The following is a 20,345-nucleotide window of genomic DNA, read 5'->3' as shown; positions in this document are numbered from 1 at the left end:
GGCGATGAGTAAAACCATGAACAAGCTGCTCTGGCGCACCGGCAAGGTCAGCGAAATCCCGGAATTGCTGATGGCAGCAACGCTGGAAAAATCAGCCGCCGTTGGTGCGGCGACTGTCTATCATTTCAAACATGATGGACAGGAAAAGCTGGCGATTTCCCTGCCCGATGGTCAAGCCATTATCATAGAGCCGCCGCCCAGTGGCAGACCGCGCCGCCGCCGGGTTGACCCACTGAAAACTGAGCAAACGGGTCAGCTTGCAGATGTCACCGATAAGAGCTGAACGGATTAATGATTTGGTGCATGTTCGCTATCGAGTAAAGCCATGGCGTGATCATTGTAGCGGTTCCCCGCTACTGCATCGCTGGGCACCGCAGCAGCTATTGCCTGCAAATCTGTGGCATCCAGCTTCACATCAAGTGCACCCAGGGCTTCTGTCAAGCGGTCACGACGGCGCGCGCCTACCAAAGGAATGATATCCTCACCTTGCGCCAGTACCCAGGCTATTGCCGCCTGCGCCACGCTGATGCCCTTGCTGCTGGCGATGCCGCGCAAGGCTTCTACCAGAGCCAGGTTGCGTTCCAGATTGCCATCCTGGAAGCGTGGGCTGATGCTGCGGAAGTCTTTGGTGCCTGCATTGCGTTCAGTACTCCAGTGGCCGCTAAGCAAACCACGTGACAATACCCCGTAGGCTGTGATGCCTATGCCCAGTTCGCGGCAGACTGGCAAAATCTCAGCTTCTATGCCGCGTGAAAACAGCGAATACTCTATCTGCAAATCACTGATGGCATGCACTGCCGCCGCACGGCGCAAGCTGGTCGCACCAGCTTCTGACATACCGATGTGGCGTACATAACCGGCTTTCACCATGTCGGCAATCGCACCTATGGTGTCTTCTACCGGTACTTGCGGGTCTATGCGCGCCAGGCGATAGACATCAATGTGATCAGTACCCAGGCGTTTCAGGCTATAAGCCAGGGCGTTCTTGACGGCTGCCGGTCTGCCATCCATGCCTATCCAGTTGCCTGCCGGGTCGCGCAAAGCGCCGAATTTGACGCTGATCTTGACCTTTTCACGCGGCAGGTTTTGCAGGGCTTCCTGTATCAGTAATTCATTATGGCCCATGCCATAAAAATCACCCGTGTCGAGCAAGTCTATCCCGGCATCCAGTGCCGCGTGGATAGTGGCGATGCTTTCACCATGGTCAGCCGGACCATATAAATCCGACATGCCCATGCAACCCAAACCCAGTGCTGAAACTGCCGGGCCTTGCTTGCCCAATTGACGTATTGCGATTTTGTTCTGTGCCATGCTGAAACTCCTTTTCATTGTTGCCTCAGCGGGTTTGCTGAAGATGTGGCTATTGTAGTTAGTTAGAATTTATAGATAAATACGCTAAAATTGCTTTAACTATGCAAAAAATCTAAACAATGAGGTGGACTTAGACTATGGACAAATTCCAGGCTATGCAAGTCTTTATTGCCGTGGTTGAGCAAAGCAGCTTCACTCGTGCTGCTGAGCAATTGCAAATGCCCAGAGCCAGCGTGACCTTGAGTATCAAGCAACTGGAAACCCATCTGGGCACGCGTCTCTTGCAAAGAACTACACGCCAGGTCAACACCACTGCTGATGGCGATGCCTATTACCAGCGCTGCGTGCGCCTGTTGGCTGATCTGGAAGAAACTGAATCAGCATTCAGCCATAGCTTGCTCAATCCGCGTGGCAAGCTCAGGATTAATTTGCAAGGCTCACTGGGCAAATCTTTCGTGGTTCCGGCCCTGCCAGGCTTTAGTGCCAAATACCCTTTGATAGAACTCGAAGTTGGTATGAGTGACCGCCTGGTTGATCTGGTGCGGGAAGGTGTTGATTGCGTCTTGCGTGGTGGTGAGTTGCGCGATTCCAGCATGATCGCCAGACGGGTAGCATCGATGACGCAAATTACCTGTGCCAGCAGCGCTTACCTGCAAAAACATGGCGTGCCCAGTACGCTGGACGATTTGCCTGCCCATCTGGCCGTGAATTATTTCTCATCACAGACAGGGCGGAATATGGACTTTGAATTTGTCATGGATGGAAAAACCCAGACATTGCCATTAAAGGGGCAACTGGCGGTCAATGACGTTGATGCCTACGTCGCAGGCGCTGAAGCGGGTTATGGCCTGATACAACTGCCGCGCTTCCATGTCGCTGCCCAACTGGCGGCAGGTAGCATGCAGGAGGTTTTATCGGAGATGCGGCCGCCGCCTATGCCGGTATCAATACTCTACCCCCATCATCGGCAGTTATCGCCCAGGGTCAGGGTATTTGTAGAATGGCTGACTGAGCTCATGGAAACGCATGCAGACAAATTCAAGGCCTAAATAATATTAAAAATATATCGTTTATCAGGCTGGCTTGCAGTTTGTGGCTTATTTTCACTGTTTTTGACCTCACACAAGCTAAGCTAGCAAGTCAACACCTGACATATCCACCCTGTTTCCCTTATCATGCTGTCATGACAGAAGATCAGGAAGTTCTCCTCCCCCCTTATCCTGGTATCCAGGAAAAAGACATACTGCTGGTACAGACGCCAGCAGACGCAGAGCAAGCCTATGCAGAGATGCAGGCAGCCGATATTTTGGGTTTTGATACAGAATCCAAGCCAGTATTCTTCAAAGGCCAGCAATCCGATGGCCCGCATCTTATCCAGCTCGCAACCGACAACAAGGCTTATCTGTTTCCTACAGTCAAGGTGCAAAATACCGATGCCGTGAAAGCCTTGCTGGAATCGAAAGACATACTCAAGGTTGGTTTTGGACTTAGTGATGACATGAAGCGCCTGAAAATCAAACTAAGCATCTCGCCACAGCATGTACTTGATTTGGCCCGCGCCATGCGTGAAAGCAAGCAGCGTGACATGGGAGCAAAAGCGGCGGTCGCCAAGTATTTTGGCATGCAGCTGCAAAAATCCAAGAAAACCTCTACCTCCAACTGGGCCGTGCCAGCATTGAATGACAGGCAAATCATGTATGCCGCCAATGATGCGCAAGTGGCATTGCTGGTCTACAGGAAGTGGCTATCACTGAAACAGGGCTGAACTTTACGCTGCTTCCAGGGTCAGATCGCTCACGATAGCTAAGCTGATAGGCGATGTATGCTGGCCAAAAAGAACGCGCTGTTACTCTTTGCAGGGGTTTGCTTCAGCCTGTTTAACCAGGCTGTGCAAGCCGATGGCCTGGCAGATTTGAAAGCCGCTCTGGCGCGCTTACCTGGACAGACACCGGTGAAAGCCCTGGTGGATGCAAAAACCTGGAGTCGGCAGGGCGAAGGCAAAGAGCTTGAAGAGCAAAATGGTCAGGCCAGCATTAGTCTGGAAGACAGTCCCCGTGGCTTGCAGCTTTTGTACAGCAAAGATTTATTGATGCGCCTGGAAACAGAAGAGCGTGCCAAAGAGAAAGATCCCAAAGCCAAAACCCCCACCATCGCCGCCATTAAGGAAGTTAATTCTTCCGAATTGCGCCCCATGGTTTCTGCTGTTGGCAATCTGTCGCGTGCCCTGGAAAAAGCCATCTTCAAAAGCGAGAAAACCGATGCCAGCTACAACAGTAAACCTGCACGCTTGCTCAGTTTCGAGATTCCAGTCGAAAAACTATCGGAAAAAGAACGCAAATACGTCAAGAAATTCGAAGGAAGCCTGGAAATCTGGATCTCTGCTGATGGCACTCCCATGGCCAGTCGTTTTCATCAGACTATTTCAGGACGTGCTTTTGTAGTCATCAGCTTTGAAAGCAAATACGAGGAAGAGCTGGTCTATGGATTGAGTGGTGACCGTCTCGTCATCACAAAAAAAGAAAGCAAGAACAGTGGTTCAGGTGCTGGCGAAAAAGGAGAGATGCGCATCGTCAAAACACTGCAAGTGCAATCTTGATATCTTTGGTATTGCTGCAATGCAACACCGATAATACATGATTGTTTTGTCGATTAAAAATGATTTGACATTACAATGTGGTGATGTAAAGCAAGTCTTCCAGAAAGGTAATTCCAGTGTTGAGCACGTATTATTCCTCTCCTTCCTCTGTTTCATCCCCCAGTCACTACAAGCTGCCTAAGTTGCATAAACTGCATAACTTGGCTGCTACTGCTCTGCTGGTATGTCTGGCTTATGGTGCATTTGCCCCTGCTATTCATGCCGCCCCGGTGCTGGCAGAAAGCCCGGCAACTGTCGCAGTGCATGCAAAAAAAGTCATCAGCCATGATGTCTATGCAAACTGGCGTAGCATACAGGGTAGTGTCCTGAGCCGCGACGGTAACTGGGCAGCTTATGCTCTGGTAGGGCAAGAGTCGGATGGTGAAGTCGTTATCAGGAATTTGAAAGATGGCCGCGAATTACGCGCACCCCGTGGCACTATGCCAGCCTTCAGTGCGGATGGCCATTACCTGGCTTTTGCGATCGCGCCAACCAGGCTGGAGCTGGACAAGGCAAAGAAAGAAAAGAAGAAGGGGGATGACATGCCCAAGTCAGGCATGGGCATCATGAATCTGGCTACTGGTAAAGTTGAAAACCTGGACAGGGTAAAACGTTTTGCCTGGCCGGAAGAGGGCGGTAATTTCCTGGCAGTCTTGTTCGATGCACCAGAGGACGCAAAGAAAGACGTCAGGAAAGAAGCTGAACCTGCCGCCAAGGATGAAGAAGATCAGGCAACTGCTGCGGCCTCGGCTGCAGCCAGGAAAAAAGACGTGGGCACAGAATTTCTGTTGATCGATGTGACCAACGCCAAACGCAGCAGCTTCAAGGAGGTCGCTGATTTTACCTGGGCAAAAAATGGTGAATTGCTGGCCTTCAATGTCATCGCCAAAGAAGCAAAAAAAGACGCACAAAAAGATACTGCGCGCGAAGGTGTTTACCTTATCAGTCCGCAAGACCAGGCACCCCGCACCATCATGGCAGGCGCAGGCAGCTACAAGCACATGAATTTTGATGAAGCAGGCCGTCAGTTGGCTTTCTTCAGTAACCGTGATGACCTGGCGAAGAAACGCGCCGAAGCAGAAAAGTCCGGCAAGAAAAATGCTGATGCCGATAAAGCTGACAAATCTGATAAGGCTGAAAAAGCAGACAAAGCCGACAAAGCTGAAAAAGAAATTACCGCATTCAATCTGTATTACTGGCGCGCTGGTGACAGCGAAGCCAAAGCGCTTGTCACTGCCGACACTAAAGGCATGCCAGCAGGCTGGTTGCCCAGTGAATACGGTAGCCTGAGTTTTAGCAAAGATGGCCAGCGCCTGTTCTTTGGCACGGCAGAGCTGGCCAAGGCTGATCCCAAGGATGCACCGGAACCTTTCAAGGTGGATCTCTGGCACTGGAAAGACCCGGAGCTGCAATCCATGCAAAAGGTCAAGGCAGAAAAAGAAAAACAGCGCAGCTATAAAGCGGTTTTCCATATTGCTGAACAACGCTTTGTCCAGCTCGCCAACAAAAATATACCGAACGTGTTGATCAATGATAATCCGCGTTTTGCTATGGGCGCCAGTGATGTCCCCTACAAAATGCAGCAGTCATGGGATGCGCTGTATCACGATGCTTATGCGGTAGATTTGCAAACCGGCCAGGCACGCCTGCTGGCGCAAAAACTGCGCTATGTGCCCAGCCTGTCGGCGGGTGGTAAATATGTGCTGGCCTTTGATGCCAATAGCAGTACCTGGTATTGCTGGTCCACTGCTGACGGCAGCAAGATCAATCTGACAGGGAAAATCAAGGCGCACTTTGAAGATGCCAAGCGCGATACGCCAGAAGTCAAAGATGCCTATGGTTTCGCTGGCTGGACTGAAGACGATGCCAGTGTAATCTTGTACGATCAATTTGATCTGTGGGAAGTCAATCCGCAGACTCAGCTTAGTCGCAATCTTACAGCTGGCTATGGCCGCAAGCATAATCTGGAATTACGTTATGTTGCTGTTGATATGGAGAAAAAGCCGCCAGCGGAAGAACCTTCGCCAGTGGCCGAAGCCAAGGCTTTACCAGCTGATTTATGGATACTGGCAGCCACCAATGAAGGCAATCGCTCTACCGGCTATTACCAGCAAAATCCAAAATCTGGCGAGCCGGTTAAACTCATTCATGGCGATAAAATGTTTGCCGGCCTGGTCAAGGCCAAGAAGGCAGATACGGTCTTGTTCACCCAACAAAGCTTTACAGAATTCCCTGACTTGTGGAGCAGTAACCTGGCTTTGCAAAACCCGCAAAAAATCAGCAATGCCAATCCTCAGCAAGCCCAATACAACTGGGGCAAGCAAGAGATGATTGAATACACCAGCCTCGACGGCAAGAAGCTCAAAGCCTTGCTGGCCAAGCCCGAGAATTTTGATCCAGCAAAAAAATATCCGATGATGGTCTACATCTATGAAAACATGTCAGACAACCTGCATCGCTATGTCCCGCCTGCGCCCACCCATAATATCAATGTAACACGCTACCTTAGCAATGGCTATATCGTGCTGCGTCCGGACATTGCGTACAAAACCGGGCACCCGGGCAAGAGTGCCTACAACGCTGTTGTGCCAGCTGTACAAAAAGTACTGGCACAAGGGTATGTCGATCCCAAGCGCGTAGGCATACAAGGTCATAGCTGGGGTGCTTACCAGGTCAATTACCTGATCACGCAAACCAATATGTTCCGTGCAGTGGAAGCCGGTGCTTCCATGGCAAACATGATCAGCGGTTACGGTGGCATACGTTGGGGTACAGGTATGAGCCGCGCTTTCCAGTATGAAAAACAGCAAAGCCGCATAGGCGGTGCACCCTGGAATAAGACGGCTGAATATATAGAGAATTCACCGATATTCCATATCGACAAAGTGCAGACGCCTTACCTGACCATCCATAACGATGATGATGATGCCGTGCCATGGTACCAGGCTATAGAATTTTTCACCGCCTTGCGCCAACTGGGCAAGGAAGCTTACTGGTTCAATTTCAATGGTGAAAAACATGGCCTCAAAGAACGCGACAACATGAAGTATTTCACTGTGCACATGGCCGAGTTCTTTGATCATTACCTGCTGGGTAGCCCGCGTCCCGAATGGATGGACAAGCCTGTGCCTTACCTGGAGCGGGGCAAGCGGGATGTGATGGGACAGTTTGTCCCCGTAAAAGAAAAGCAAGCTGCCGAATAACTTGTGTGCTGCGCTGTTTTCCCGGCAGCCTGATCTGGTCCGCATCCATCTGATGTCTTCAACTGATGGATGCGGCGCCAGGTAATAAGTCCAGCGTGATCAGGTTTCCTATAACACTGGATGGGGGCGGTGGCTTATTTTTTCTCGCCGGGCATTTGATTGACGGCTTGCTCAATCGCTTTTTGGAAGCTTGACTCGCCGTCCAGATAGGGTATCCAGACCTGGTCAATCAAGTCGAGAAATTCTGGCCATGCTTGTTGATACAAACCATTCTTCAATGCATAAGGCTGGTATTCAAGCTTGCCACTTTGTTTGAGCACATCCTGGGTAACTTTACCAACTGTATAAAATTGCAGTACATGCCATAAATCAGATTCGCCTGCACGATGTGTCGCTTTCATCCTGTCATTGATGGCAGCGACGATAGTATCCGTGACTGTTGTGTGTGATGCTTCGTGATACAACATTTCGAGCGCAGCCAAACCCTGATAGTCTGACCGGCCACTGGGCATGACGATTTGCTCGTCGGTATAGGCACCCTGCCGTATGCCCGTCAACACAACTATATCATTACGTATGGGCTTGGATGGAAAAGCGTGGGCCATGTACTTCTCTATACCTGCCTGTATTTCCTTTCCATATTTTGCATCCAGCTGTTTAAGCTCACTAATCCAGTTCTGGTTGCTTTTATCCTGGGAAGGCCATATGCACCGGGCATACACAGGAGCAACCCGGTTCAGTACCGCAATGAGCGCGGCGGGAATTGCCAGGCCCCTGGCATCGCGGCGCTGATCGTCTACACTCAAGCCACGCTTAATGCTTTGCATGGTTTCATCAAACATGACATCACGTTTGGCATAATCGGCTTGATAAAAGTTGACGGCTTCTTTTAATTCCATCAATTCGGAGTCGCTGGGAATCTGATCCCAGGGTAAGTCATTTAATGCTTTCTTTCGTATTGAAACGTCCAGCAGAAAATGGTGCAAGTTCATTAAGAACGCGCTGTGATAGTCGAAACTGACCCTTTGGGTTACTCCTGGCGTTACTCCTTGTTTTGCTGGTGTTGAAAGCTTGGATTTGTTGTTGTCTTCCATAGCATGTGCAGTAGCAAAGTATGAAAAGCTGAGAGTGAGAGAAAATATTAACTTTAAAATCGTGCGCATAGATGTTTGCTAAGGAATGGAGATAGAGCACTATCTTTGTTTAGGTGTACTTGACTATTATACAAATTTTTGGTGAGTCTATCTGAATATGCCACAATGCTGTCGCTTTATGCCATGCAAAACGAACTCACTTCATCAATAAGGGAAAGTGTGGACAAGTCGATTTGAGATGCTGTTCCAGGGTTCCCTTCAGGCAGGATGGCACATAAGATCCTACTCCAGCAAATTACCTAATGCATTCTAATTACTTGCCTTGAGCACTGGCTTGGTGCAGGATTGCGGGCGTGATCAATCATTAGAGCAGAGGGAAACTGATATGCAAACTTCAGCTATCAAGGCAAGTGTAGCGGCTTCCAGGCATCAACATCGGCCTTGATTTTGTTTTTTTGTTCGACTGTCAGACGTGTTTCCAGATCAGCAAGAGGCTCCTGTGTAGTCGGCATACCTTGTGCTGCAGACAGGCTCAGCCAAAAATAAGCTAGTTGCTCATCCTTGGTGACACCTACCCCATTGGCATAGCTCCAGGCCAGTTTGGCCTGACCATCTGCATGCCCTTGCTCCGCTGCTTTACGGTACCAACTGACGGCTTGTTGAGTATCGTACTCAACGCCTGCCCCCATGGAGTAAGCCATACCCAGCGTCACCTGTCCCATCGCATTGTCATTCTCTGCTGCCTGCCGTAGCATGGCAATCACTTGCTGCTTATCGTGCGCCACATCTGTAACTCCCATGACAGTCATCATGCCGAGGAAGGCCTGAGCAAACGTATGCCCCTGTCCGGCCGCTTTATAGAGCCAGCTCAAGCCCTGCTGATTGTCAATGACCAAGTCTAATTCTGCAATGTAGGCAATGCCCAGACGGAACTGGGCAGATGCCTCTCCTTGCTCTGCCGCTGGACGGAATTGCGCAGAGATATACCCTTGCTCACTGGCTTTACGGAACCAGTTTTCACTCTGTTTTGGATCCGGGGTCACACCTGATCCTGCGATGTAGGCCAGCCCCAATTCCACCTGCGCAAGCCCATGCGACTGCTCCGCCGCTTTGCGGAACCAGCTTACTGCTTGCCGCGCATCCCTGGCCACACCTACGCCATTGTCATACAGCACGCCAAGCTTGTATTGCGCTTGGGCATTACCTGTTTTAGCGAGCGCCATGACTTCCGGCAGATCGCTTGCATCGCCTGGTTTGCCGTAGACAGGGCTGACCGACAGGTAAGCCTGCGCATCACCACCAGACTGCGCACCGGGCTTGATTTTGTTTTTTTGCTCTATTGCCAGGCGTTCTTCCAGGTCAGTGAGAGTATCGCGTGCACGCTGGAAACCCTGCTCCGCAGCCAGCTTCATCCAAAAATAGGCTTGCTGGGTATCTTTGGCAACGCCGCTTCCCCTGGCGTATAACAAGCCCAGATTGAATTGTGCACGGACATTCCCCTGTTCCGCAGCCTTGCGGTACCAGCCAAAGGCTTGCTGATCATCCTTGGCTACGCCGGTTCCATAAACATATGCCATCCCTAAACTGTTCTGTGCACGCGCACTGCCTTGCGTGGCCGCTTTGCGGTACCAGGCTATCGCTTGCTGCTCATCCCTGGTTGCCATTGCTCCTTTGTCATATATCAAACCAAGGAAGTACTGGGCTAGCACATGCTCTTGCGTAGCCGCCTTGTGGAGCCAGGCCAGGCTCTGCTGCCCATCCCTGTCCACACCGACTCCTTCAAAATAGGCAAATCCCATGCGGAACTGGGCAGACGCATTTCCTTGCTCAGCCGCTTGACGGAAATGGGTTAATAAATCTCCTTGCCCACCCGCTCTAATGAACCAGTCTTCCGCTTGTTGCGCATCCATGGAAACACCTGAACCCATGGTATAGGCCAGACCCAATTCAAATTGGGCTAGTGCATGGTATTGCTCTGCTGCCTTGCGAAACCAGCTTACGGCTTGCTGCGCATCCTTCGCCACCCCATCACCATTTTCATACAACATGCCCAGCCTGTATTGGGCATCGGCATTACCTTCTTTGGCGAGCGCCATGATTTTTGCCAAGTCTGCCCCTTCACCCCGCTTACCATAAGCGGGGTTTGCCCCTGCTGTGGCGGGCGTTTGCGCCTGCACATCGCCACCAGGCCATGCACATAACACAGCCAAGGCCATCAATGCAGCGGCAGAGAATGATGTTTTGATCAGATGGGTCATCGCTGATGGTTCCTGTAATGAGAAAGCAAACCCGCACGGCCGGTTTGCATGAGTAGTAGTGTGAAGTAGTGTGAAATGGTGTTATTGAACTGGCTTCCAGGCCGCCACGTCAGCCTTGACTTTGTTTTTTTGCTCAGTTGTCAGGCGCGCCTCCAGCGCAGGCAGGGCATCCCGTGCCGCCTGAAAGCCCTGTGCGGCGGACAAGCTTAGCTAAAAATAGGTGGCCTGCTCACTCTTCGCTCCATCTGTATTATCAAGAAATGCACGGCCCAGTTGAAATTGAGCTTCGGCGACGCCATGCTGCGCGGCCCTGAGTAGCCAGCTTGCCGATTGCTGCACATCCCTGGCCACACCTGTTCCATCAGCGTAAATCGATCCCATGTTGTACTGGGCAAGGACATGGCCTTGCTCGGCCGCTTTACGGAACCAGTTGGCGGCTTGTTGCATATCCTTGACAACACCTAGTCCCTGGAAATAGGCCGCCCCCAGATTGTACTGGGCAGCAGGCAAGCCTTGCTCTGCAGCTTTGTGGAACCAGGCTACGGCTTGTGACATATCCCTGGCAACACCTGCACCATCAGCATAGGCCGATCCCAGGTGAGTTTGGCCACTGGTGTTGCCTTGCTCCGCCGCTTTGCGGTACCAGCTTGCTGCTTGTTTCACATCCACGGCTACGCCTATACCATTCGCAAAGGCCCATCCAATTTTATCCTGGCCGAGCGCATTCCCTTGCTCCGCCGCCTTGCGATACCACATGGCTGCCTGCTGCCCATCCTTGCCTACTCCCAGGCCATTTTCGTAAAACATACCCAGATTAATCTGGGCCTGCGCATTACCCTGTTCCGCCGCTTTGCGGTACCAGTGGGCGGCTTGCTGCATATCCTTGGGGACGCCATCTCCAGTCTGGTATATCCAGCCCAGTTTATACTGGGCATCGGCAATGCCGCCTTTAGCCGCCGCCATCAGCGCCGGCACTCTCATCTCATCGGCCAGTATCCTTACGTGGTCCAGACTATCATCCTGTTTACTGTGGGCGGGATTTGCAGGTGCCTGTGCCAGTGCCTCGTCACCAGGGCAAACGCAAAACGCAGCCAATATGGCATATGCCATGGCAGACAAAGATGTCTTGATCAGATTGTTCATGGGTGATGCTTTCTTTAACGAATGATCAAACCGGCACTATCTTGCCGTCAGTTTGAATATTTGAATGAGTAAAATAATTGCATTCGCCTGATGGTTGGCAAATTAACTATGCCGGTTTGAAATGACATGCGGATTTGTCCATCACCTGCAACCTCACAGCGAGTAACAGATGAAGATCGAATAATTATGCAGGCGGCTTAATCCAGGTTGATTGTGCTATTCGTGCTGATTCGCGCTGATTTGGGCTAATTTTCCGGATACCTTACCCTATTTTTATGAACAAAAAAAGAGCAGCTCGAACATTCTGTACGCACTATTTTCTGCCATTGAAATGTCGCTGAAAATGAATAAAACTGGCGATGGAAAAATAAACAAGAAAATTTTTGGGGGAAATTCCAGGGCTTGATGACAGAGGTGCTGGTAGCTCTGTTTAGCTGAAGATATGAAGCAGGCATCAGATCCTACTCCAGCAAATTACCTAATGCATTCTAATTACTTGCCTTGAGCACTGGCTTGGTGCAGGATTGCGGGCGTGATCAATCATTAGAGCAGGGTGAGAACTGGTATGCAAACTTCAGCAAACAAGGCAAGTGCAGCAGCTTTGCCAGGCAGCCACGGCGCACGCTGGTGGAAGTCTTTTGGGCCGCAGATCGTCATTGGGCTGGTGGCCGGTGTGCTGGTTGGGCTGGTGGCGCGCAATATGGGGACACAAGGCACAGACGCGAACTGGCTTCAAGTGAGTCTGGGGGCGATCGGCAATGCCTATGTGGGTTTGTTAAAACTGATGATACCGCCCTTGATCCTGACAGCCGTGGTGAGCAGTATCGCCAATCTTCGCCGATTACAAAATGCGGCGCAACTGGCGACCCAGACTCTGATCTGGTTTGCCATTACTGCTTTCATCGCAGTCGCCATAGGCTTGGGTATAGGTTTGCTGGCCAATCCCAGTGCTGGGGCGGTAGTCGATGCTGCCAAGGCAAGTGCGCCGTCCAGGACGGGTTCATGGTGGGCTTTCTTGAATCAACTATTGCCGGGAAATATCCTGGGCATGACGGCCAGCAGCTCAGTCAAGCTGCTAGGTGAAAAAGCAGTGGCTACTACCCAGCTTGGTTTTAATGTCCTTCAATTGCTGGTGATTTCGATTGCTGTTGGTGTGGCTGCGCTCAAGGTTGGTGATCGTGCTGAGCCGTTGCTGCGCTTTACTGATGCTGTTGGTGCAGTAGTGCAAAAAATATTGTGGTGGATCATACGCCTGGCACCGCTAGGTACGCTGGCCTTGCTGGGTGATGCTGTTGCCAGTTATGGCTGGGATGCCCTGGGTTCACTCGCCAGTTTCAGCGCTTCAGTGTATGTAGGTTTGCTGCTGGTATTGTTCGTGGTTTATCCCTTGCTGGTGAAATTGCATGGCTTGTCGGTGCGTCAGTATTTCAGTGGCGTCTGGCCTGCTGTGCAACTGGGTTTCGTATCACGCTCCTCCATGGGTACCATGCCATTGACTGAGCGTGTCACTGAGCGCTATCTCGGTGTGCCGCGCGAATATGCTGCCTTTGCCGTACCTCTGGGTGCTACTACCAAGATGGATGGCTGTGCCTCTATTTATCCGGCCATCTCGGCGATTTTTATTGCGCAGTTTTATGGTTTGCATCTCGACGCCACTCAACTGGCTTTGATTGCCCTGGTTTCTGTACTGGGCTCCACCGCAACGGCAGGCACGACTGGTGCCACCGTCATGCTGACCCTTACCTTGTCTACCGTGGGCTTACCACTCGAAGGTGTGGGCTTGTTGCTGGCAGTGGAACCCATTATCGACATGGGGCGTACTGCGGTCAATGTAGCGGGCCAGGCGCTGGTGCCAACTATCGTTGCCAAGCGCCTGGGCTTGTTGAATCTTGATCTTTACAATGCCCCGCGTACTGCCGCGGCGCTTGAGACTGAACCAGCAGCACATTGAGTATTGCAAGAGCCATGAAGACGATAGATTTGTCCTTGCCTTACGCCGTTTCAAACTTGCCCATACAACTGGGGGCAAGTGCGCTGGAGGCGTCTGCATTGCCAGCACTTGCTGCATGCTTTTCCCGGACAGAGTATGCCGGGCATCTATACGCCTGGCAGGATGAAGTCTCAGGCAAATTAGGTTTTTATCAGGACCATAAAGTGATAGTGCTGGATAAGGCCCAGATCAGTGCTGTGTATCTGGCTTTTATGCGGCGCGCGAAAGGTACTGGCTGGATCGTGCTGGAAGCAAATATCAAACAGCAGGACAGGGCAATCACTTTGCTGGAAGCGCGTGACTATGATGAAAAATCCCTGGCATGGCTGCAAGCCAGGACAGCGTTTTTTGAAGATTTTTTTGGTCTGAATTTGACACTGATTGATGAGGGTTATGATTGTTAAGAAGCTGTTGCAATAGGGATGCTCAAAGCCGGTACTTCCTATTCTTCCAGAAAGAATGATGGGTTTGATATGTCAGATCAATAAGTTTGTCGGCAAAAAGCGGCAAGCTGCACCTTCTCTGCAACACTATCCCAAGTCTTGCTTGTCAGTAGCTCGGTCTTGTTAAATACTTTCACAGTACTGGTCCCGCAATCTTTGTGTTTTAATTTTATGTTAACAACATAAAGTCTGACAAAGTGCCAGCTCCGATTTTGAAAGCGAGCACACGTGCGCTTACTTTTATCGCTGGTTTGTTTTGCTGTTTGCACTACATGCTTAGGTGAACAAGTAGTGCAGCGCGAAGTATTGTATTTTTCTTCTTCCCTGACGGATGCGGGCGAAGCTTTTGCGGAAAGCAAAAACTTGCTGGAAAAACTGTGCCAACAAAATGGCCTGATCTGCAAGCTGACGGCTTATCCTCCTGGACGTGCCTTGAAGATGTTGCAGGAGAGTGAAACCGCTGGTGAGTTGCCGCGCTTTGAAGAGTTCCTGCAAATGGCGCCAACGGCGACACGCGTGCCCACCGCAATAGGGCAGCTCAGCTTCAGTGTGCTCACGCACGACAAAAATCTCATCATCAAATCCCTGGCCGATCTGAGCAAGAAAAAAGTATTTTATGTGCGTGGCAATGCTGCCATTGCAGCACACAAAGAACTAGAGCAATTGATCGCTGTCAACTCTGAACATGATTGTGCTTACATGGTATTGAGAAATCACGGCGACGCCTGCATCATGACCAAGAGCCTGGCCATGAAAATACTGGCAGGCAGTGAACATGCTCCAGACACTTATCTTTTGCAGGATTTATTTTTCAAGCCTGTTTATCTTTACCTATCACCCCGCTACAAGTACCTGCAAGATATCTTTGATCAAAGCCTGAAACATTGGCGACCAGATGAAAGAATCGCGCAATAAAGTTCTATATAAAGGTGTTTACCTAAGTATTTAATTGCGCTATATTGTCCTGTATGCCTGTTCATCAAACCCAACTCGACCTCATGTTTTCAGCCCTCGGTGATACCACCAGGCGTGCAGTATTGGCACGCCTGTCACAGGGACCTGCGGCGGTCAGCCAATTGGCGCAGGATGTTGACATGGCCCTGCCTTCATTTACCCAGCATCTAAAGGTACTTGAGCATTCCGGTCTGGTCATGTCAGAAAAAAAAGGCAGAATAAGGACTTATCGCCTGGCACCAGAGGCATTAAAGGAAGTTGAACTTTGGTTGAGCAAACAGCGTAGCGATTGGGAAAGCCGTTTTAATCAGCTCGATTTACACTTAAAAAAAATGAAGGAGACTCATGATGACTGAGGTAGCGCAAGAAGTGGGTAAGTTTGATCTGGTGCTGGAACGCATCGTCGACATCCCGCCAGCACTGGTGTGGGCGGCCTGGACTACGCCTGCGCATTTGCTCGAGTGGTTTACACCCGCCCCCTGGAAAACCGTAGACTGTGAAATCGATTTGCGACCAGGTGGCATTTTTCGCACCGTGATGCGTTCACCAGAAGGTGTCGATCATAATAATGTTGGTTGCTATCTGGAAGTGATACCTGGTCAAAGGCTGGTTTTCACAGATGCTCTGGGGCCAGGCTTTCGTCCTACCGGCAACTCCTTCATGACGGCCATCGTCACCTTTGAAGCCCATGAGACTGGTACCAAATACAAGGCAGTGGTTTTACATAAAAATGCAGAAGACATGCAAAAACATATGGAAATGGGATTCCATCAAGGATGGGGGGCCGCGCTGGAGCAATTGGTGGATCATATGAAAAAACTCAATTGAGCTGAAAGACCGGAACTACATGCAAAAGACACTCGCTTTTTTACATACCTCACCAGTGCACATAGCTACTTTCGATGCACTGGTGCGGGATATGGCTCCCGGGCTCAATTTGCATCATCATGTGGATGCTGGCTTACTCATTGCCGCCCAGCAGTCTGGCGTCGCAGATCCGCATGTCATCCAGCGTATACAGTCAGCCATGCAAGAGGCCGCAGCAAGCGGCGCTGACATGGTGGTATGCACCTGTTCCAGTATAGGTGGTGTGGCCGAACGCATGTGCGGTGCATCAGGCTTGCAGACGGCCAGGATAGATCGTGCCATGGCAGACCGGGCTGTCACACAGGGGCCGCGCGTCTTGTTGGTAGCAGCGCTGGAAACTACCTTGTTACCCACGGCAGAATTATTGCAGGAATCTGCTACTGCCTTGAATCAGCCTTTGGTAATCAGTAATTTGCTGGTTGCAGATGCCTGGGCACATTTCCTGCAGGGGAATAGCGATGCGTATCGACTGGCGATCGTGCATGCAGTCAGGCAGAGAGTGCAGGATGAGGCAGCTGAAATTGACGTCATAGTCCTGGCCCAGGCATCCATGGCTGCTGCTGCGCCTGATCTGGCTGAGCTGGGCAAGGAAGTCTTGTCCAGCCCCAGGCTAGGCGTAGCACATGTACTCAGCTTGTTGCAGGTAAATTAAACACTGCGCAAATGCCCGGCCTGGGCCGGGCATTTGCGGGCTTAATTAACTTTGCTGAAAAATCGCAAAGACAGCACCCTGTGGGTCTGCCAAGACGGCGAAGCGACCAGTATGCGGTATGTCGGTCGGTGGTACATAGGTAGCCGCCCCCAAGGCTTGGGCTTTGGCCGCGCTGGCATTGCAATCTTCCACGCTGAAATAGGCCAGCCAGTGTGACGGTGCCATGACACCATCTGGCAAAGTCATCATGCCACCTATGGCCGTACCATGTTGCTGCCATTCTGTATAAGTCATGCCACCGTCACTGCCTGTGTTGGCAGACCATCCAAACAATGCCGTGTAATAGGCTTCTGCTTTTGCGGTGTCACTGGTATTGAGCTGCCCCCAGCAAAAGGCACCAGGCTCATTGTGTATGCCTATCCCAATATTTTTACCTGGCTGCCAGATATTGTGGAAAGCCCCGGTGGGGTCTTTCAAGACAGCCATGCGGCCCAGATCGTAGACATCAAATGCCGGGACCACGACTTCCCCACCTAATTCTGCACTACGCTTGGCTGTGGCTTCTGCATTTGCTGTTGATACATAAATAGCCCAGTGTGGCGGTATGCCAGCTTGCTGCTCAGGGTCCAGTGTATAGGCTGCCGCAGCATCCTGTCCCTTGAGTTGGAAAATGGTGTAGTAACTTCCTGGCCCCATCTCATTGTCCTGGGCGTTCCAGCCAAACAGTTCACCATAAAATGCTTTGGCCGCTTTTTGATCATTGGTGCCAAGTTCCACCCAGCAAAATGCGCCAGGTTCGTGCGAGGTTACGATACTCATGCAGATATCTCCTTCATGTTGATAGTTGTTGGAAGCAAGGGGAGCGCATAGAACAATTTTGGCAAACAATGCCATCAAGCTGTGACGATATTGCCATCAGAATTATAGGTGCTTGCCCGGTAATTGACATGCCGATAGTGACAAATATTTGAGGTTTGCACGCTCAATAAAACTTAGTGTTATGCTATCGCTGGATTTACTTGCTATAAGGCATTTTTTGAGCGCTCCAAGAAATACTCTTCTGAAATCAATCTTCATGCCATATCAAAAATCGCTGTTCACTCTCTTCATCCTGTTCACACTCGCAGCATGCCAGCCTGGTCAAAAATCTGCGGAAACCCAAGCCCTGCAAGACGCTTTCCCAGCATTCAGCAAAGCGAATCTGGCCGAGGTCGAAAATTACAGTGTGCTCAGCGCAACGGATGACTGGAAACTACTAGCCTGGTCAAGTAAGCCAGGTATCTCGGTCAACAAGAAAAATATGGCCGGCATTGCCAGTACATTTAGCGTATACAAAAAAGATAAGCAGGCCTGGCGGCTGGTGTTGCAACAGCAGTTTGTCGATAGTTACAATCCACGCCTGCAAGTCCATACTGAATTTACCCTGGCAGACAAGCCTGTCGTCGTACTCAAGATGCAGCAAGGGGCGGCCTATGAACAAATGCTGGTCTACGGCATGGTGGGAGGCGAGTACAAGCTAGTACAAACTATCGTGGCTGCGGCATTTGAGTGGACTTATGAAGCAGATGGAAATAAAAAATATTTACTTGCCCTGAGTGTAGACTCCGGGTCAAACGCCAGTGTAACAGCCAGCCGCTATCAATGGAATGGTCAACAGTTCATGCTGATTGACGCTGTTGATCAGCTTACAAAAAATAATGATTATGCGGTCGATTAAATTTATTTTGAAGGTGATAAGAAATTGAGAATTTTTACACACTTAACTAATGCTACTGCCTCGGCATGTTTACTTGCATGTGCGCTCTTGTCTGCGAATGTTTTTGCTCAAACTGTGGCGTTGACAATTGATGATGCACCTAACCTGGAGCAAACACCAAAGCTAAGCCCAGAGCAGCGCAATCAAGCCATGCTGAAGGCGTTGGCTAAACATGGTGTGTCTGCGGCCTTGTTTGTTACAGCAAACTATGCTGCCAAACAGCCTGCTGGTTATGCACTTGCCAAAGCCTGGGGCGATGCTGGTCACGCCATAGGCAACCACAGCATGAGTCATCCTGATTTGCATAGCGACAAAGTCAGCCTGGCGCAATACCAGCAAGAGATCCTCGATTGCGACGCCATCATCAGCACTTTGCCCGGTTACCAGAAATGGTATCGCTATACTTATTTGCGTGAAGGTAATACCCCAGAAAAGCGGGATGGCATGCGTCTCTTTTTGAAACAGCATAACTACCGCAATGCCTATGTTAGCCTCGATACCAGCGACTGGCGCTTGAATGAAAAACTGGTCGAGGTACTCACAAAAAATCCTGAGGCAGATGTGACGCCTATCAAATTGGCTTACCTTGCCCACGTGCGTCAGCGTGCCGAAGCTTATCGTGCCTTGTCCTGGCAATTGCAGGGGCGCGATATACCGCAAGTCTTGCTCATGCATCATAATCTGATCAATGCCTTGTGGCTCGACGATGTGATCACTCAGTTCAAGGACATGGGCTGGAAGTTCACTACGCCAGCAGCAGCCTTTAATGACCCGGTTTATCAATTGGTGCCAGAGCGTCTGGCGGCAGGACAAAGTCTGCTGCTGTCCATGGGCAGGATACTGGGCCTGGGCAAGTTTGCCGGTGGCGAGCGTCTGGTAGATGATGGTGATTTTGAGATTGAGGCCTTGAAAAAGCAAGGGCTGTAAAGTCTATGAAATAAATAACAGCAAGATGGCTATTCATATCCATTATCAGGACGATACTGGCGACCACGAGCGTGACTATGAGCAATGGCGGGGACTGCTTCTGACCGTCAGCAATGCACCAAAGCCAGCCCTGCGTTTGCGTACGGCAGCAGGCAAGCGCATGCGGCTGGATGTGGGCGATCTGCCTTTGTTGTGGGCAGAAATTGATGAAGCTTATTATGGTGTAAGCATATATCGACATTTGCCGCAGCATCAGGACTGGTTGCCAACTATTAGCTCGGCTGACGTCCAGCAAATTGCTTCAGCGTCTGCTTCTGTTGAGCAGCAAAAGAGATTGTGGCTGAAACATTTTGTGCAGGCATTGCGTAATGTGGATATCAGTTGTTTGTCCGATGGCCTGTGGTCGCTTGAATACTGTGATGGTAGCCAGATATGCCATCCCCATTGGCGTGGCAAATACCGCTTGCGTGACTGGAATCTTGGCGGTGGCGACGAAGACTTTCGGTTATTACATGCACCTGTAGTCTATCTGGACTGGTGTATGTCCGGTAATGGACAGGTGTTGAATGTATTTGCTCCACAACGTAAGGATAGTGGACGCGTCAAATGGTGGCGCAAGCTGGTTCGCGCCGGACAATTGCCACCGATACTGGCCTGGTATATACATGGCCTGAATGCCTATTTGATACTGGATGGACATGACAGATTGCAAGCCTGCTTGCTGGAAGGTGTGCGCCCTGCATTTGCGGTACTCACTTCTTTTTATGAGGTGGCAGTGCAGAGTGACCCCAGGCGTGAACAGGCTATCTTGCATCAAGTGAATCTGGTTGCTGAACGCATTTCTCAAGGCACGCATATCAACCCGGACAGTTTTGTCAGCATGCAAAAATTGCTGGCCCAGGCTTTTGATCGCAGGCCCATGCGTCGTTTTATCACGCGCAGCACTGCCAGTTTGCAGCCACAAATTTGGCAAGACGAAGTTTCTGCATTCATGCACCGGAAAGGGCAGCCTGAAGCTTTTTATCTGGAGGGCTTGTAATCAGCCAACTCATGCTGCTTGTTGTAAAACGCGCTGACATGAAAAAATCTCGCTCATACTCAGGCATAGTCGC

Annotated in this window: 20 protein-coding genes; 14 read left to right on the top strand and 6 right to left on the bottom strand. The window is 50.7% G+C overall.

What is annotated here, in order from left to right:
• Positions 1-16: 16 nt before the first annotated feature.
• A complete protein-coding gene (locus tag ACO0LC_RS09140) occupies positions 17-283 on the top strand; it encodes a hypothetical protein (protein WP_423002346.1) in 267 nt (88 codons plus the stop codon).
• Positions 284-288: 5 nt separating this feature from the next.
• Here the strand turns inward: ACO0LC_RS09140 and ACO0LC_RS09135 are convergent, their stop codons facing one another.
• Positions 289-1,311, bottom strand: coding sequence for an aldo/keto reductase (locus ACO0LC_RS09135; RefSeq protein WP_423002345.1), 1,023 nt, complete (start codon positions 1,309-1,311; stop codon positions 289-291).
• A 137-nt stretch (positions 1,312-1,448) separates the two neighbouring features.
• On the opposite strand from ACO0LC_RS09135, the gene ACO0LC_RS09130 reads away from it, so the two are divergent.
• The 4 genes from ACO0LC_RS09130 to ACO0LC_RS09115 all read left to right on the top strand — a co-directional run bounded on the left by ACO0LC_RS09130 (position 1,449) and on the right by ACO0LC_RS09115 (position 7,149).
• Positions 1,449-2,360, top strand: a complete 912-nt coding sequence (locus ACO0LC_RS09130) for a LysR family transcriptional regulator (RefSeq protein ID WP_423002344.1) — start codon at positions 1,449-1,451, stop codon at positions 2,358-2,360.
• Positions 2,361-2,494: 134 nt separating this feature from the next.
• Positions 2,495-3,076: a 3'-5' exonuclease gene (locus ACO0LC_RS09125; protein WP_423002343.1), complete on the top strand. Its 582-nt coding sequence runs from the start codon at positions 2,495-2,497 to the stop codon at positions 3,074-3,076.
• A 57-nt stretch (positions 3,077-3,133) separates the two neighbouring features.
• The gene (locus tag ACO0LC_RS09120) at positions 3,134-3,907 is read left to right on the top strand and encodes a hypothetical protein (protein ID WP_423002342.1); all 774 of its coding nucleotides are present in this window, start codon (positions 3,134-3,136) and stop codon (positions 3,905-3,907) included.
• 200 nt (positions 3,908-4,107) lie between these two features.
• Positions 4,108-7,149, top strand: a complete 3,042-nt coding sequence (locus tag ACO0LC_RS09115; protein WP_423002341.1) for a prolyl oligopeptidase family serine peptidase — start codon at positions 4,108-4,110, stop codon at positions 7,147-7,149.
• Between the two features lie 134 nt (positions 7,150-7,283).
• On the opposite strand, the gene ACO0LC_RS09110 is transcribed toward ACO0LC_RS09115, so the two are convergent.
• From ACO0LC_RS09110 to ACO0LC_RS09095, 4 genes are all read right to left on the bottom strand, one after another.
• Entirely contained in the window at positions 7,284-8,048 is a 765-nt protein-coding gene (locus tag ACO0LC_RS09110) for a hypothetical protein (protein WP_423002340.1), read from the bottom strand.
• A 596-nt stretch (positions 8,049-8,644) separates the two neighbouring features.
• On the bottom strand, positions 8,645-10,501 hold the full coding sequence (locus ACO0LC_RS09105; protein ID WP_423002339.1) for a tetratricopeptide repeat protein: 1,857 nt from the start codon (positions 10,499-10,501) through the stop codon (positions 8,645-8,647).
• A gap of 81 nt (positions 10,502-10,582) precedes the next feature.
• Positions 10,583-10,705 (bottom strand): hypothetical protein, encoded by a 123-nt coding sequence (locus ACO0LC_RS09100; protein ID WP_423002338.1) that lies wholly within the window; start codon positions 10,703-10,705, stop codon positions 10,583-10,585.
• Positions 10,706-10,711: 6 nt separating this feature from the next.
• Positions 10,712-11,644: an SEL1-like repeat protein gene (locus ACO0LC_RS09095; RefSeq protein ID WP_423002337.1), complete on the bottom strand. Its 933-nt coding sequence runs from the start codon at positions 11,642-11,644 to the stop codon at positions 10,712-10,714.
• 565 nt (positions 11,645-12,209) lie between these two features.
• Here ACO0LC_RS09095 and ACO0LC_RS09090 point away from each other — a divergent pair.
• The 6 genes from ACO0LC_RS09090 to ACO0LC_RS09065 all read left to right on the top strand — a co-directional run bounded on the left by ACO0LC_RS09090 (position 12,210) and on the right by ACO0LC_RS09065 (position 16,550).
• Entirely contained in the window at positions 12,210-13,595 is a 1,386-nt protein-coding gene (locus tag ACO0LC_RS09090; RefSeq protein ID WP_423002336.1) for a dicarboxylate/amino acid:cation symporter, read from the top strand.
• Positions 13,596-13,609: 14 nt separating this feature from the next.
• Complete coding sequence (locus ACO0LC_RS09085; protein ID WP_423002335.1) at positions 13,610-14,038, top strand: hypothetical protein; 429 nt, start codon at positions 13,610-13,612, stop codon at positions 14,036-14,038.
• Between the two features lie 267 nt (positions 14,039-14,305).
• On the top strand, positions 14,306-14,992 hold the full coding sequence (locus ACO0LC_RS09080; RefSeq protein ID WP_423002334.1) for a hypothetical protein: 687 nt from the start codon (positions 14,306-14,308) through the stop codon (positions 14,990-14,992).
• A gap of 83 nt (positions 14,993-15,075) precedes the next feature.
• Positions 15,076-15,387, top strand: a complete 312-nt coding sequence (locus tag ACO0LC_RS09075) for an ArsR/SmtB family transcription factor (RefSeq protein WP_423002333.1) — start codon at positions 15,076-15,078, stop codon at positions 15,385-15,387.
• The gene (locus ACO0LC_RS09070) at positions 15,380-15,859 is read left to right on the top strand and encodes an SRPBCC family protein (RefSeq protein WP_423002332.1); all 480 of its coding nucleotides are present in this window, start codon (positions 15,380-15,382) and stop codon (positions 15,857-15,859) included. Before ACO0LC_RS09075 ends, ACO0LC_RS09070 begins: the two co-directional genes overlap by 8 nt.
• A 19-nt stretch (positions 15,860-15,878) precedes the next feature.
• Positions 15,879-16,550 carry an aspartate/glutamate racemase family protein gene (locus tag ACO0LC_RS09065; protein ID WP_423002331.1) on the top strand — a complete coding sequence of 224 codons (672 nt, stop codon included), beginning with the start codon at positions 15,879-15,881 and terminating at the stop codon, positions 16,548-16,550.
• A gap of 45 nt (positions 16,551-16,595) precedes the next feature.
• Here ACO0LC_RS09065 and ACO0LC_RS09060 read toward each other — a convergent pair whose 3' ends face one another.
• Positions 16,596-17,369 (bottom strand): VOC family protein, encoded by a 774-nt coding sequence (locus ACO0LC_RS09060; RefSeq protein WP_423002330.1) that lies wholly within the window; start codon positions 17,367-17,369, stop codon positions 16,596-16,598.
• Positions 17,370-17,625: 256 nt separating this feature from the next.
• Between ACO0LC_RS09060 and ACO0LC_RS09055 the strand changes: the two genes are divergently transcribed.
• The 3 genes from ACO0LC_RS09055 (at position 17,626) to ACO0LC_RS09045 (ending at position 20,272) form a co-directional block, all read left to right on the top strand.
• Positions 17,626-18,267 carry a hypothetical protein gene (locus ACO0LC_RS09055; protein WP_423002329.1) on the top strand — a complete coding sequence of 214 codons (642 nt, stop codon included), beginning with the start codon at positions 17,626-17,628 and terminating at the stop codon, positions 18,265-18,267.
• 114 nt (positions 18,268-18,381) lie between these two features.
• The gene (locus ACO0LC_RS09050) at positions 18,382-19,233 is read left to right on the top strand and encodes a polysaccharide deacetylase family protein (RefSeq protein ID WP_423002328.1); all 852 of its coding nucleotides are present in this window, start codon (positions 18,382-18,384) and stop codon (positions 19,231-19,233) included.
• Between the two features lie 25 nt (positions 19,234-19,258).
• Positions 19,259-20,272 (top strand): hypothetical protein, encoded by a 1,014-nt coding sequence (locus ACO0LC_RS09045; RefSeq protein WP_423002327.1) that lies wholly within the window; start codon positions 19,259-19,261, stop codon positions 20,270-20,272.
• Positions 20,273-20,345 lie beyond the last annotated feature (73 nt).

Source organism: Undibacterium sp. JH2W, from assembly GCF_049340425.1.
Lineage (GTDB): Bacteria > Pseudomonadota > Gammaproteobacteria > Burkholderiales > Burkholderiaceae_D > Undibacterium.
The sequence above is the reverse complement of the archived record's forward strand: the minus strand, read 5'-3'. Positions and strand labels throughout refer to the sequence as shown.